Origin of the sequence: Streptomyces sp. NPDC088732, assembly GCF_044751205.1 — a bacterium.
In the GTDB taxonomy this organism is placed as follows: Bacteria; Actinomycetota; Actinomycetes; order Streptomycetales; family Streptomycetaceae; genus Actinacidiphila.
In genome coordinates this window covers 15,236-31,036 of the sequence record NZ_JBIVLI010000023.1, presented here as the reverse complement: position 1 = coordinate 31,036, position 15,801 = coordinate 15,236, and the positions used below count along the sequence as shown (strand labels likewise).

General features: G+C 75.3%; 1 protein-coding gene. It reads right to left on the bottom strand.

Going from position 1 to position 15,801, the window contains the following annotated elements; all coding sequences use genetic code 11:
- Positions 1-37: 37 nt before the first annotated feature.
- Positions 38-15,544, bottom strand: a complete 15,507-nt coding sequence (locus ACIP9H_RS32400) for a type I polyketide synthase (protein ID WP_401962382.1) — start codon at positions 15,542-15,544, stop codon at positions 38-40.
- Positions 15,545-15,801: the final 257 nt, after the last annotated feature.

The following is a 15,801-nucleotide window of genomic DNA, read 5'->3' as shown; positions in this document are numbered from 1 at the left end:
CCGGGTCGTGTCGGGGAGCCGGCCGGCGCGGGGCGGTTCAGGACAGCCCCAGTTCGTCGTCGAGGAGGTCGAAGATCTCCTCGGCGGTCGCGGACTGGATCTGCCGCTCCTCGGCGGCGCTGTCCTGCGCACTGTGCGTTCCGTTCCACTTCGCCAGAAGGTCTCGCAGCCGGGACGTGATGCCGGCGCGTTCGATGTCGTCGGGGCCGACCGCCGCGAGGACCGCTTCGAGCCGGTCGAGTTCCGCGTGGACGGGCGGGCGTGCCTGGTCGTCGTGGCCGAGCCGCTCGCCGAGGTAGCGGGCGAGGGCTGCCGGGGACGGGTAGTCGAAGATGAGGGTGACCGGCAGCCGGAGTCCCGCGTGCGCGGTGAGCCGGTTGCGCAGGTCGACCGCCGTGAGGGAGTCGAAGCCCAGGTCGAGGAAGCCCCGGGCGGCGTCCACGTCGTCCGCGCCGCCGTGGCCGAGGACCGCGGCGACCTGGGTGCGGACCAGGTCCGTGAGCAGCTGGTCGCGTTCGTCGGCGGTGAGTCCGGCGAGGCGTGCCTCCAGGGACCCGGTGGCAGCGGCGCCGGGGCGGGTCCCGGCGGTGCTTCCGGTGCCGGCGGCACGGCGGGCCGGGGTGCGGACCAGGGAGCGCAGCAGCGGCGGCAGGGTGCCGTCGGCGGCCTGGGAGCGCAGGGCCGCCAGGTCGACGCGCATGGGCACGAGGACGGCGTCGTCGAGGGCGGTGGAGGTGTCGAAGAGGGACAGTCCCTCGTCGGGGGCGAGTCCGAGGACGCCGGAGCGGGCCATCCTGCTGAGGTCGGTGTCCTCCAGGGCTCCCGCCATGCCGCCTTCGGTGGCCCACAGGCCCCAGGCGAGGGAGGTGGCGGGCAGGCCGTGGGCGCGCCGGTGCTGGGCGAGGGCGTCCAGGAAGGCGTTGGCGGCGGCGTAGTTGCCCTGGCCGGGCGCGCCGAAGGATCCGGCGACGGACGAGAAGAGGACGAAGGCGGTCACCGCGCCGTCGGCGGTCAGCTCGTGGAGGTTCCACGCGGCGTCGGCCTTGGGCCGCAGGACGGTGTCGAGGCGCTGCGGGGTGAGGGAGTCGATGATGCCGTCGTCGAGGACTCCGGCGGTGTGGACGACGGCGGTCAGCGGACGCCCGGAGGGTACGGCCGCCAGCACCTCCGCCAGCGCCTCACGGTCCGCGGCGTCGCACGCCGCCCACGTCACCGCAGCGCCCGACGCGACGATGTCGGCGGTGAGTTCGGCGGCACCGGGCGCGTCGGAGCCGCGCCGGCTGAGCAGCAGCAGGTGCCGCGCACCGCGCTCCGCCACTAGGTAACGGGCCATCAGGCCGCCCAGGGTGCCGGTCGCTCCGGTGACCAGCACCGTCCCGTCGGGGTCGAAGGCGGGAGCCCCGGTCTCGGCGGCGTCGCGGGAGATGCGGCGCAGGCGAAACGCGTGGGCCTCGCCCGCCCGCAGGGCGAACTGGGGTTCGTCGGTGGTGAGCGCGGCGGGCAGGGCCGCCAGGGACGCGTCGGTGCCGTCGGTGTCGACCAGCACGAAGCGCCCGGGGTTCTCGGACTGCGCGGAGCGCACCAGACCCCAGACGGCGGTGTGAGCGAGGTCGGCGACGCGCTCGCTGTCGTCGGCGGCGACCGCGCCGCGGGTGACGAGGACGAGGCGTGCGCCGTCCAGCCGCTCCTCGGCGAGCCAGTCCTTGACCAGGGCGAGGGCGTGGTGGGCAGCCGTGCGTGCGCCCGCCGCGGGCGTGCCGTCGTCCGTGGCCGTCAGCGGTACGAGGACGACGTCCGGCGCCGGGGCGCCTGCCGCGAGCGCGGCGCGCAACGCGGGGAGTCCGGGGTGGGTCTCCAGGGACTCGCCGCCGACGCGCAGGGCGTTGGCGTCCTCGCCGAGGACGGTCCAGCGCTCGCCGGAGGGGATCGCGGCGGCCGGGAGGGGCAGCCTGGTCCATTCGACGCCGAACAGCGACTCGTGGTGGGCGGCCCGGTCCTCGCCGATCTGCCCCGCGGTGACGGGCCGCAGGACGAGGGAGTCGACGGAGGCGACCGGCGCGCCGGTCAGGTCCGCCAGGTCCAGGGCCACTCCCCCGGACTCCGCGGAGGTCAGGCGGACGCGGACGGCGGCGGCGCCGACCGCGTGCAGGCGTACACCGGTCCAGGCGAAGGGCAGGCGGGCGCCTTCCGCCTCGCCGTCGGCGGGCTCGCGCAGGCCGATGGCGTGCAGGGCCGCGTCGAGCAGTGCGGGGTGGATGCCGTACTCGGCGGCGTCGGTGGTGTGCTCCTCGCCGAGGGCGATCTCCGCGAACGTCTCGTCACCGCGCCGCCAGGCGGCCCGCAGGCCCTGGAACACCGGGCCGTAGCCGAGCCCGGCGGCCGCGGCGGCCGGGTAGAACGCCTCGGTGGGGACGGGCTCCGCGCCGGGCGGCGGCCACGCGGCCAGGTCCGGTGCGTCCGCGGCGGCGGTGGTGGGCGCGAGGATTCCGGCGGCATGCCGGGTCCAGGGCGTGTCGGAGTCCTCGTCGGCCCGCCGGGCGTAGAGGGCCAGGTTGCGCCGGCCCTCGTCGTCGGCTGCCTCCACCGCCACCTGCAGCTGGACGGCTCCCTGTTCGGGGAGGACGAGCGGTGCCTCGACGGTGAGTTCCTCCAGCGTGCCGCAACCGCACTCGCTGCCGGCGCGCAGGGCCAGTTCCACGAAGGCCGAACCGGGCAGCAGGACGGTGTCCATGACCGTGTGCTCGGCCAGCCACGGGTACGCGGCAAGCGACAGGCGCCCGGTGAGGACGAGCCCGTCGGAGGCGGGCAGTTCGACGGCGGCGCCGAGCAGCGGGTGGTCGGCGGTGCCGAGGCCGGCGGCCAGGACGTCCTCGGCGCCGAGGCCCACGTCGAGCCAGTAGCGCTTGCGCTGGAAGGCGTAGGTGGGAAGGGCGACGCGCCGGGCTCCGGTGCCCGCGAAGTACGCCTCCCAGTCGACAGTGGCGCCGTGGACGTGGGCGCGGGCGACGGCCGTGACGAGGGTCTCGGCCTCGGGCCGGTCGTGGCGCAGGACGGGGGCGAAGACCGCCTCGTCGCCGGTGTCGCCAGTGAGGCAGTCCTGGGCCATCGCGGACAGCACGCCGTCGGGGCCGAGTTCGAGGTAGGTGGTGACGCCAGCAGCTTCCAGGGCGCGCACGCCGTCGAGGAAGCGGACGGCCTCGCGGACGTGCCGCACCCAGAAGTCAGCGGAGCCCATCTCGTCGGTGACGACGGCCCCGGTGAGGTTCGAGACGACCGGGATGCGGGGGGCGTCGTAGACCAGGCCCTCGGCGAGCTTGCGGAAGTCCGCCAGCATGCCGTCCATGTGCGGGGAGTGGAAGGCGTGACTGACGCTCAGGCGCTTGGACTTGCGATCCGGGAACGACTCCGCGATCGCGACCGCCGCGTCCTCGTCACCGGCGATCACCACGGACCGCGGCCCGTTGACGGCGGCGATGCTCACCCGGTCGGTGAGCAGCGGCAGGACCTCGTCCTCCGAGGCCTGCAGTGCGATCATCACGCCCCCGGCGGGCAGCGCCTGCATCAGGCGGCCCCGGGCGGCGACCAGTTCGGCGGCGTCCTGGAGGGACAGCACGCCCGCGACGTGGGCGGCCACGATCTCGCCGACGGAGTGGCCAGCGACGAAGTCCGGCTTCAGACCGAGCGATTCGACGAGGCGGAACAGCCCGACCTCGACGGCGAAGAGCGCGGGCTGGGTCCAGCCGGTGCGGTCGAGCGGGTCCGCGTCGGCGGCGAACAGGACGTCCTTGAGCGGGCGGTCGAGGTGCCGGTCGAGTTCCGCGCAGACTTCGTCCAGGGCTGCCGCGAACACCGGGTGCGTCGCGTACAGCTCGCTGCCCATGCCGGGCCGCTGGCTGCCTTGGCCGGTGAAGAGAAAGGCCGTGCCGCCCGTGCGGGCGGTGCCGCGCAGCATTCCGGCGGTGTCCTCGCCGCGGGCGAGGGCGTCCAGGCCGCGAAGGAGGCCGTCGCGGTCCGCGGCGACGAGCGCGGCGCGCTGTTCCAGCGCGGAGCGGGTCGCGGCCAGGGAGTAGGCGATGTCGCCCGCGCCCTGGGCGGGTTCGTCGCGCAGGTGCGTGTACAGGCGGCGGGCCTGGGCGCGCAGCGCCTCCTCGCCGCGTGCCGACACGAGCACCGGGACGAGGCCGTCCTCGGCCTCCGCCTCGGGGGCGGGGGCGGGTTCGGGGGCCTGCTCGATGATGGCGTGCGCGTTGGTGCCGCTGATGCCGAAGGACGACACGCCGGCCCGCCGCGGGCGGCCGGTCTCGGGCCAGGCGGTCTGCTCGGTGAGCAGGGACACCGCGCCCGACGACCAGTCGACGTGCGGGGTGGGCTCGTCCACGTGGAGGGTCTTCGGTACGACGCCGTGCCGCATCGCCAGCACCATCTTGATGACGCCCGCGACACCGGCGGCGGCCTGCGTGTGACCGAGGTTGGACTTCACCGACCCGAGCAGCAGCGGGCGGTCGCCGGTGTGCTCCTGACCGTAGGTGGCGAGCAGGGCCTGCGCCTCGATGGGGTCACCGAGCGTGGTGCCGGTGCCGTGCGCCTCCACGACGTCGACGTCCTTCGCGGCCACACCGGCGCCCGCGAGGGCGGCGCGGATGACGCGCTGCTGCGAGGGGCCGTTGGGCGCGGTCAGGCCGTTGCTGGCGCCGTCCTGGTTGACGGCGGAGCCGCGCACGACCGCCAGGACCGGGTGGCCGTTGCGGCGGGCGTCGGAGAGGCGTTCCAGCAGGAGCATGCCGGCGCCCTCGCCCCAGCCGGTGCCGTCGGCGGCGGCCGCGAACGACTTGCAGCGGCCGTCGGCGGCCAGGCCCCGCTGGCGGCTGAACTCGATGAACGTACCCGGCGTGAACATCACGGTCACGCCGCCCGCCAGGGCCAGCGAGCACTCGCCGCGCCGCAGGGCCTGCGCCGCCAGGTGCAGGGCGACCAGCGAGGAGGAGCACGCGGTGTCGACGGTGACCGCGGGACCCTCCAGGCCGAAGGTGTACGAGACGCGGCCCGACACGACGCTGCTGGAACTGCCGGTGCCGAGGTAGCCCTCGACGCCCTCGGGCACGGCGTGCAGGCGCGCGCCGTAGTCGTGGTACATCACGCCGGCGAAGACGCCGGTGCGGCTGCCGCGTACGGAGGACGGCGCGATCCCGGCCCGTTCGAAGACCTCCCACGTGGTCTCCAGGAGCAGGCGCTGCTGCGGGTCCATGGCCAGCGCCTCGCGCGGCGAGATGCCGAAGAAGTGGGCGTCGAACTCGGCGGCGTCGTGCAGGAAGCCGCCGCCGCGGGCGTAGCTCGTGCCGCGGCTCTCGGGGTCGGGGTCGTACAGCGCCTCGGTGTCCCAGCCGCGGTTGCGCGGCAGGGGCGTGATGCCGTCCGCGCCGGCCGTCAGGAGCTCCCACAGGTCCTCGGGGCTGCGGACGCCTCCGGGGTAGCGGCAGCTCATCGCCACGATGGCGATCGGCTCGTCGTCGGCGGCCGCGGGCGCCGGGGCGGCCTCGGCCGCCGCGGGCGTGTCACCGGTCAGTTCGCCGCGCAGATGGCGGGCGAGGACGGTCGGGTCGGGGTAGTCGAAGATCAGCGTCGCGGGCAGGCGCAGCGCGGTCGCGGCGGCCAGCCGGTTGCGGAACTCGACCGCGGTCAGCGAGTCGAAGCCCAGTTCCTTGAAGGCGCGGCCCGGCTCGACGGACGCGGCGCCCGCGTGTCCCAGGGTCGCGGCGACCTCGGTGCGGACGAGGTCGAGCACGGCGCGGTCCCGCTCGGCCGCGGGCAGCGCGGAGAGCCGTGCCCGCAGTTCGGTCTGGGCCGCGCCGGTGGCGGCGGAGGCGTCGACGGTGCGCCGGGCCGTGCCGCGGACGAGGCCGCGCAGCAGCGGCGCGAGCGTTCCGGCCGCCGCCAGCACGCGCAGCGCCTCGGCGTCCACCCGCATCAGGGCGACGGACGGCTCGGGCAGGGTGAGCGCGGTGTCGAACAGCTCCAGGCCGTCGGCGGCGGTCAGCGGCGGCAGACCGGCGCGGCGCATCCGGTTGACGTCGGTGGCGGCGAGGGACCCGGCCATGCCGTCGGCGACGTCCCACAGACCCCAGGCCGTCGAGGTCGCGGGCAGTCCGCGGGCCCGGCGGTGCTCGGCGAGGGCGTCGAGGAAGGCGTTGGCGGCGGCGTAGTTGGCCTGCCCGGGGCCACCGAAGAGCCCGGAGGTGGACGAGAAGAGCACGAACGCGGTCAGGTCCGCGCCCTGGGTGAGCTCGTGGAGGTGGAGGGCGGCGTCGACCTTCGGGCGCAGGACGGCGGAGAGCCGCTGCGGGGTCAGCGAGGAGACGACGCCGTCGTCGAGGACGCCGGCGGTGTGCACGACGCCGGTCAGCGGGTGCTCGGCGGGCACTGCGGCGAGGACGGCGGCGAGCGCGTCCCGGTCGGCGACGTCGCACGCGGCCCAGGTCGCCTCGGCGCCGGAGGCGGCGAGGTCCGCGACGAGCGCGGCGGCGCCGGGCGCCTCCGCGCCGCGCCTGCCGACGAGCAGCAGCCGCCGCACGCCGTACCGGTCGGCCAGGTGCCGGGCGACGAGGCCGCCGAGCGCGCCGGTGGCGCCGGTGACGAGCACCGTGCCGTCGGGCCCGAAGGCGGGACCGCGGTCGCGGGCGTCGTCGTCCTGAGCGGTTGTGGCTGTCGTAGGGGTCGTGCGGTTCTCGACGCGTGCCAGGCGCGGCACGAGCACCGTGTCGCCGCGCAGGGCGAACCGCTCCTCGTCGCCGGCGAGGGCCGCCCGCAGGGCCCGACCGGTGCGGTCGTGGCCGTCGGCGTCGATGTCGACGAGGGCGATCCGGCCCGGGTTCTCGGTCTGCGCGGAGCGCAGCAGGCCCCACACGGTCGCCGCGGCCAGGTCGTCCACGCCGGCCGTGTCGGTGGCCATCGCGCCCCGGGTCACGACCACCAGGCGGGAGGCGGCGAAGCGGTCGTCCGCGAGCCAGGTCCGGGCGAGTTCGAGCGCCTCGTGCGCGGCCTCGTGCACGACCGGCGCGGGAACGGTCCCCGGGTGGGCGGCGAGGACGGTGACGACCTCGTCGGGGACGGCCGCCCCGGCGTCGACGGCCGCGATCAGCGCCGCGAGGTCGGCGTGGACGTCGGCGTCCGTACCGGCGAGCAGGGCGCGGGCCTCGTCGCCGAGGGCGGCCCAGCGGACCGGGGAGCCGTCCACGGGGGCGGTCAGGCCCGGCAGTTCCGTCCAGAGGGGGCGGAAGACGGACTCGTGGTAGGCGGGCCGCGCCGCCAGCTGGTCGGCGGTCACCGGACGCAGTCCCAGGGACTCGACGGCCGCGACGGGCGCGCCGGAGGCGTCCGCGATCTCCAGCCGGACGCCCTCGGCCCCGGCCGGGGTCAGGTGTACGCGCAGCGCGGCGGCACCGCCCGCGTGCAGGGACACCCCGGTCCAGGCGAACGGCAGGCGTCCCTGGCCGTCGTCGGCGCCGATGCCGCCGAGGCCGATGGCGTGCAGCGCGGCGTCGAGCAGGGCCGGGTGCAGCCCGAAGCGGCGGGCCTCCTCCTCGACGCCCTCGGGCAGCCGTACCTCGGCGAAGATCTCCTGGCCGCGCTGCCAGGCGGCCCGCAGGCCGCGGAAGGTGGGGCCGTAGGCGAAGCCGATGGCGGCGAGGCCGTCGTACCGGCCGTCCAGCTCCAGCGCTCGGGCACCGGCCGGGGGCCACTCGGCGAGGCCGCCGCCGGCCGGCGGCCGGCCCCCCTCGCAGAGCACACCGGCGGCGTGCCGGGTCCACGGCTCCTCCGCGGCGGCACCCTCGGGGCGCGAGTGCAGGGCGAGCGGACGGCGTCCGGTCTGGTCGGGGGCGCCGACCCACAGCCGCAGTTGGACGCCGCCGGTCACGGGCAGCACCAGCGGCGCTTCGAGGGTCAGTTCCTCCAGGTAGTCGCAGCCGAGCTGGTCGCCGGCACGGATCGCGAGCTCGACGAAGGCCGTACCGGGCAGCAGGACGCTGCCGAGGATGGCGTGGTCGCCCAGCCAGGGGTGGGTGGACAGGGCGAGCCGTCCGGCGAACACCATCCCGTCGGACTCCGGCAGGGCGACCCCGGCGGTCAGCAGCGGGTGCGCGGTGTCGTCGAGGCCGATCGCCTCGACGTCGCCGAGGTAGAGGGAGGGCAGGGCCGGCCAGTAGCGCTGCCGCTGGAAGGCGTAGGTGGGCAGGTCGACGCGGCGCGCGCCGGTCCCGGCGAAGTACGCGGCCCAGTCCACCGCCACGCCTCGCACGTATGCCTGCGTCAGCGCCGCGACGGCGGTCTCGGCCTCGGGGCGCGAGGAGCGCAGCACCGGGGCGAAGGTCGCGTTCCCGCCGGTCAGGCACTCCTGGGCCATCGCGGACAGCACGCCGTCGGGGCCGAGTTCGAGGTACGTGGTGACGCCCGCGGCCTCCAGCGCACGGACACCGTCAAGGAAGCGTACGGCGTCGCGGACGTGCCGCACCCAGAAGTCGGGCGTGGCCATCTCGTCGGTGACCTGGGCGCCGGTGAGATGGGAGACCACGGGGATGCGCGGGGCTTCGAAGGAGAGCCCGGACACCACCTCGCGGAAGGCGTCGAGCATGCCGTCCATGTGCGGCGAGTGGAACGCGTGACTGACCGTCAGACGCTTGGACTTCCGGTCCCCGAGGGAATCCACGATCCCGACAGCGGCATCCTCGTCACCAGCGATCACCACCGCCTGGGGGCCATTGACGGCCGCGATGCTCACGCGCTCGGTCAGCAGCGGCAGAACCTCGTCCTCCGAAGCCTGCACGGCGATCATCACACCGCCGCCCGGCAGCGCCTGCATCAACCGCCCGCGAGCGGCGACCACCGTGCACGCGTCCTCCAGCGACAGCACCCCCGCCACGTGCGCGGCGGCGATCTCACCGATGGAGTGGCCCGACACGAAGTCCGCCCGCACGCCCCACGACTCCAGCAGCCGGAACAGCGCCACCTCGACGGCGAACAGCGCCGGCTGCGTGAACTCCGTGCGGTCGAGGAGGTCCGCGTCGTCGCCGAACAGCACGTCCTTCAGAGGCACTTCGAGGTGCGTGTCGATGTGCGCGCACACCGCGTCGAGCGCGTCCGCGAACACCGGGTACGTCGCGTACAGCTCCCGGCCCATGCCGAGCCGCTGGCTTCCCTGGCCCGTGAACAGGAACGCCGATCTGCCGCCCGCCGGGGAGCCCGTCAGCACCTGTGCGGCCGACCGGCCCTCCGCGAGTGCGGCGAGCCCGGCCAGCAGTCCGGCGGCGTCGGCGGCGACGACCGCGCCGCGCCGTTCGAAGGCGGTGCGGCCGGTGGCGAGGGAGAACCCCAGGTCCTCCGGGCGCAGAGCGGGGTCGGCCTCGGCGCGGGAGTGCAGGAGGCGTGCCTGGTCGCGCAGGGCGTCGTCGGTCCTGGCGGAGAGCACCCACGGCACGGGGCCGGCGAGGTACGCCGCGGGAGCCGCCGACTCAGCGGCGTCCGGGGCCTGTTCGACGATCGTGTGGGCGTTGGTGCCGCTGATACCGAAGGAGGAGACACCGGCCCGCTTGGGCCGCCCGGTCTCGGGCCACTGCCGGGCCTCGGTGAGCAGGGTGATGTCGCCGGTCGTCCAGTCGACGTGCGGGGTGGGCGCGTCCACGTGCAGGGTCGCGGGGAGCACGCCGTGCTCCATGGCGAGCACCATCTTCATGATGCCCGCGACACCGGCCGCGGCCTGCGTGTGCCCGAGGTTGGACTTGACGGACCCCAGGAACAGGGGCTGTTCGGGCGACCGGTCCTGGCCGTAGGTGGCGAGCAGGGCCTGGGCCTCTATGGGGTCGCCGAGCGTGGTGCCGGTGCCGTGCGCCTCGACGGCGTCCACGTCGCCGGCCGCCAGACCGGCGCTCGCCAGGGCCTGGCGGATCACCCGCTGCTGGGACGGGCCGTTGGGCGCGGTGAGGCCGTTGCTGGCGCCGTCCTGGTTCACGGCCGAGCCGCGGACGAGCGCGAGCACCGGGTGGCCGTTGCGCCGCGCGTCCGACAGGCGCTCGACGAGCAGCATGCCGACGCCCTCGCCCCAGCCCGTGCCGTCGGCCCCGGCCGCGAAGGCCTTGATCCGGCCGTCCTCGGCCAGGCCCCGCTGACGGCTGAAGTCGATGAAGGAGGCGGGCGTGGACATCACGGTGACGCCGCCCGCCAGGGCCATGGAGCACTCGCCGGCGCGTAGCGCCTGCATCGCCCAGTGCAGGGCGACCAGTGACGAGGAGCAGGCGGTGTCGACGGTCACCGCCGGGCCCTCCAGCCCGAGGACGTACGAGATGCGGCCGGAGACGACGCTCGCGGTGTTGCCGGTGCCGATGAAGCCCTCGGCGCCGCCGGGGGCGGCCAGGATGACGTTCAGGTAGTCCTGGCCGTTGGTGCCGGTGAAGACGCCGATCTGCTCGCCGCGGACGGTCGTGGGGTCGATGCCGGCGCGCTCGAAGGCCTCCCAGGATGTCTCCAGCAGCAGCCGCTGCTGCGGGTCCATCGCCAGCGCCTCACGCGGCGAGATCCCGAAGAACGCGGGGTCGAAGTCAGCCGCGTCCTGGAGGAACCCGCCCTCGCGGACGTAGCTGGTGTCGCCGGCGGCCTCGGGGTCGTAGAGCCCGTCGAGGTCCCAGCCGCGGTCGGCGGGGAAGCCGGTGATGGCGTCGCGGCCGCCGGCGAGGAGCTGCCACAGGTCCTCGGGGCTGCGGACGCCGCCGGGGAAGCGGCAGCTCATCGCGACGATGGCGATGGGGTCGTCGTCGGTGGCCGGGGCGGCGGTGACGCGGGCGCGGCGGGCCGCGTCCGTGACCTGGCCGCCGAGCACCTCGCCGCGGAGGAAGTCCGCGAGGGTGTGGGAGTTGGGGTAGTCGAAGATCAGCGTGGCGGGCAGCCGCAGGCCGGTGCGGGCGGCGAGGCGGTTGCGGATCTCCACGGCCGTGAGCGAGTCGAAGCCGAGGTCCCGGAAGACGGTGCCGGGGTCGACGGACTCCGGTCCGGCGTGGCCGAGGACGGCCGCGACCTGGGCACGGACGAACTCCAGGGCGAGGGCGTCGCGTTCGCCTTCCGGGGCGTCGGCCAGCCGGTGGGCGAACGTGTCGCTGTCGCCCGCGGGGTCGGCGGCCGTCCCGGGCGCGGCGGCGAGCGCCTGCGCGGCCTCGGGGAGGTCGGCGATCAGCGGGCAGGGACGCACGGAGGCGAGCCCGGGGGCGAGCAGCTGCCAGTCGATGTCGGCGACGACGGCGGAGGTCTCGTCCAGCGCGAGCGCCGAGCGCAGCGCCGCGACGGCGAGGTCGGGCGGGAGCGCCGGCAGGCCCGCGAGGCGCAGCCGCTCGGTGACGAGTTCGCCGGTGGCCATGCCGCCCTCGGCCCAGGCGCCCCAGGCGAGCACGGTGGCGGGCAGTCCGTCGGCGCTCCGCTGCTCGGCGAGGGCGTCCAAGTGGGCATTGGCGGCCGCGTAGTTGGCCTGGCCCGCCGCGCCGAAGGTGGAGGCCACGGAGGAGAACAGCACGAACGCGGACAGGTCGAGGTCGCGCGTCAGCTCGTGCAGGACCTGCGCGGCGTACGCCTTGGGCCGCAGGACGTCCGCGAGGCGGCGCGGCGTCATGGCGTCCAGGACTCCGTCGTCGAGGACGCCTGCGGCGTGGACGACGGTGGTCAGGGGGTGCTCGGCGGGGATGCCCGCGAGCAGGGCGGCGACCGCCTCGCGGTCGGCGACGTCGCACGCGGCGAAGGTGACCTCGGCGCCCAGGGCGCCCAGTTCTGCGGCAAGTTCGCCGGTGCCCTCGGCGTCCGCGCCGCGGCGGCTTACGAGCAGGAGGTGGCCGGCACCCGCGCGGGCGAGCAGGCGTGCCACATGCCGGCCGAGGGCTCCCGTGCCGCCGGTGACCAGCGCGGTGCCGGTGGTCGTCCACTCGGCGGCGGGGCGCTCCTGGCGGGTGGCCCTGACGAGCCTGCGGACGAGGACCCCGGTGGAGCGCACGGCGAGGTGGTCCTCGGTGCCGGGGGCGCCGAGGATGTCGGCGAGCCTGCCGGCGGCGCGGTCGTCGGGCGTCTGCGGCAGGTCGACCAGGCCGCCCCAGCGGCCGGGCAGTTCGAGTGCGGCGGTGCGGCCGAGGCCCCAGACCGCGGCCTGGGCGGTGCTGGCGAGGCGGTCGGAGCGGCCGGTGGAGACCGCGCCCCGGGTGGCGTTCCACAGCGGCGCCTCGGCTCCGGCGTCGCCGAGCGCCTGGACGAGGGCGGCGGTGGCGGCGAGGCCGGCGGGCAGGGCCGGGTCCTCGGGGTGCGGCCGCTCGTCGAGGGCGAGGAGGGACAGGACGCCGGCGAACTCGCCCGGCGCGGTGCCGTCCTCCTCGAGGCGCCGGGCGACGGCCGTACGGTCGTCGGCGGCCGGGTCGAGAACGAGCGTGCGCACGGTGGCGCCGCGCGCGGTCAGGATCTCGCGGGCGGCGCGCGCCCACGGGTCGTCCTCGTGCGCGGTCGGCAGCACGAGCAGCCACTGCCCGGTGAGCCGTCCGGGCGGCAGGTCGGTCAGCGGCTTCCACTGGACGCGGTAGCGCCACTGGTCGATCCGGTCGCTGTCGCGGTGGCGGCGGTGCCAGGCGGACAGGGCGGGCAGCACGGCGCTGAGCGGCTGGTCGCCGTCGATGCCGAGGGTGTCGGCGAGCGCGGCCAGGTCCTCGCTGTCGACGACCTCCCAGAACCTGGCGTCGGTGGCGGAGGGCCGGCCGTCCTCGGGGAGTTCGGTCAGGTAGGAGAAGGCGTCGCGCGGCCAGTACGCCTCGCGCTGGAAGGCGTAGGTGGGCAGGTCGACGCGCCGGGCGCCGGTGCCGGCGAACAGCGCGGTCCAGTCCGGGGACTGCCCGCGCGCGTGGGCGCCGGCGACGGCCGCCACCAGCGACCGGGCCTCGGAGCGGCCGGTGCGCAGCGCGGGCAGGAAGGCCGCGGCCCGGTGCCCGGTGACGGTCCGGCACTCCTGGCCCAGGGCCGAGAGGACTCCTCCGGGGCCCAGTTCGAGGTACGTGGTGACCTCGCGGCTCTCCAGCCGACGGATGCCGTCGAGGAAGCGGACGGCTTCGCGGACGTGGCGCACCCAGTAGTCGGCGGAGGCCATGTCCTCGCCGGCCAGGTCGCCGGTGAGGTTGGAGACGACCGCGATGCCGGGCGCGTGGAACGACAGCCCGGCCACCACGTGGCGGAACGCTTCGAGCATGCCGTCCATGTGGGGCGAGTGGAAGGCATGGCTGACCGTCAGCCGCTTGGACTTGCGGCCCTCGAACCGGTCGACGATGCGGGCGGCCGCGTCCTCGTCACCGGCGATGACCACCGACCGGGGGCCGTTGACGGCGGCGATGCTCACGCGGTCGGTGAGCAGCGGCAGGACCTCGTCCTCCGACGCCTCCAGCGCGATCATCACGCCGCCGGTGGGCAGCGCCTGCATCAGCCGGCCGCGGGCCGCGACCAGCGTGCACGCGTCCTCCAGCGAGAACACCCCGGCCGCATGCGCGGCGGCGATCTCGCCGATCGAGTGCCCGGCCAGGTAGTCCGGCCGGATGCCCCAGGACTCGACGAGCCGGAACAGGGCCACCTCGACGGCGAACAGCGCCGGCTGGGTCCATTCGGTGCGGTCGAGGAGGTCCGCGTCGTCGCCGAACAGCACGTCCTTCAGCGGCCTGTCGAGGTGTGCGTCCATGTGCGCGCACACCGCGTCCAGCGCCTGCGCGAACGCCGGGTACGTCTCGTACAGCTCCCGGCCCATGCCGAGCCGCTGGCTGCCCTGGCCGGTGAAGAGGAAGGCGAGCTTGCCCTCGCCGGCGCTCCCCTCGACCACGTCGGCGGAGGTGTCCGCCCCGGCCAGTGCGGCGAGTCCGGCGAGCAGTCCGTCGCGGTCGTCGGCGACGACCGCGGCCCGGCGGTCGAGGGCGGCGCGGGTGAGCGCCTGCGAGTACGCGACGTCGCCGACGCGGAGGTCCGGGTGGGCGGTGACGTGGGCGTGCAGCGCGGCGGCCTGCGCGCGCAGGACGGCCTCGGTCCGGCCGGACAGGACGACGGGCAGGACGGCCGGCGCGGTCGACTGACCGGTGTGATCGGCGGGTTCCGCCGCCTCCGCCGGGTCGGACGCGGTCTCGGCGCTCTCCAGGATGACGTGCGCGTTGGTGCCGCTCATACCGAAGGACGAGACGCCGATGCGGCGCGGCCGGTCGCCCTCGGGCCACGGGCGCGCCTCGGCGAGCAGCGACACCTCGCCCGCCTCCCAGTCCACGTGGGGCGTCGGCTCGGTCAGGTGGAGCAGGCGCGGCAGCACGCCGTGCCGCATCGCCATCACGCTCTTGATGACACCCGCCACACCGGCGGCGGCCTGGGCGTGGCCGATGTTCGTCTTGAGCGAGCCGACCCACAGCGGCTCGCCGTCGGGGCGGTCCTGGCCGTAAGTGGCGAGCAGGGCCTGCGCCTCGATGGGGTCGCCGAGGCTGGTGCCGGTGCCGTGCGCCTCGACGGCGTCGACCTCGTCAGGGGTGAGCCGGGCGTTGGAGAGCGCCTGAAGGATGACACGCTGCTGGGACGGGCCGTTGGGAGCGGTGAGGCCGTTGCTGGCGCCGTCCTGGTTCACGGCCGAGCCGCGGACCACGGCGAGGACGGGGTGCCCCTTGCGGCGGGCGTCGGACAGCCGCTCCACCAGGAGCACGCCGACGCCTTCGGAGAGGCTGAAGCCGTCGGCCTCCGGGGAGAACGCCTTGCAGCGGCCGTCGTCGGCGAGGCCCCGCTGCTTGCTGTAGTCGACGAAGGTGCCGGGGGCGGACATGAGCGTGGCGCCGCCCGCGAGCGCGAGCGTGCACTCGCCGTTGCGCAGCGCCTGGACGGCCAGGTGCAGGGCGACCAGCGAGGACGAGCAGGCGGTGTCGACCGTCAGCGCCGGCCCCTCCAGGCCGAAGGTGTACGAGAGCCGGCCGGACGCGACGCTCGCCGCGTTGCCGATGCCGATGTAGCCCTCGATGTTCTCGGACGAACTGAGCAGCGCCGCCAGGTAGTCGTGGTTGCTGGTGCCGACGAACACGCCGACCTGCTTGCCGCGCATCGACGTCGGGTCGATGCCGGCCCGCTCGAACGCCTCCCACGACGTCTCCAGCAGCAGCCGCTGCTGCGGGTCCATCGCCAGCGCCTCACGCGGCGAGATCCCGAAGAGCGACGGATCGAAGCGGGCGATGTCGGAGACGAAGCCGCCCTGGTCGGCGTAGCTGGTGCCCGGGTGGTCGGGGTCCGGGTGGAACACCGCCTCCAGGTCCCAGCCGCGGTCCGCGGGGAAACCGGAGATCGCGTCGACGCCCTCGGCGGCGATCCGCCACAGGTCCTCGGGCGACGTCGCGCCGCCGGGGTAGCGGCACGCCATGCCCACGATGGCGATCGGCTCCTGGCTCTTCGCCTCGGCGTCCCGCAGCCGCTGACGCGTCTGATGCAGATCCGCCGTCACCAGCTTCAGGTAGTCCCGCAGCGTCTCTTCATTCGCCATTTAACGCAACCACCTATTTTGCAGCAGGCGCCGTCAGAAAATTATCGGAAATCCGGGAATCGCATCTGGTACGCAGCAGCCGCTTTGGTGATCAAATCGGCTGGCCAGCGGTCAGAATATTCAGCTCGCGATTCGGCGGACAACCCCTAACAGCCCCCTACGGACCCCTGGATCGCAGGTTGCACGGGACATGGCTGCGGTGCCGCAATTCAAGGGGTGTCGACCATGGTGACCGGCGAAGACTTCCCCGTCAATAA

Excerpts from the sequence above, each read along its gene's own strand:
- ACIP9H_RS32400 (WP_401962382.1), bottom strand. The coding sequence starts at position 15,544 with ATGGCGAATGAAGAGACGCTGCGGGACTACCTGAAGCTGGTGACGGCG.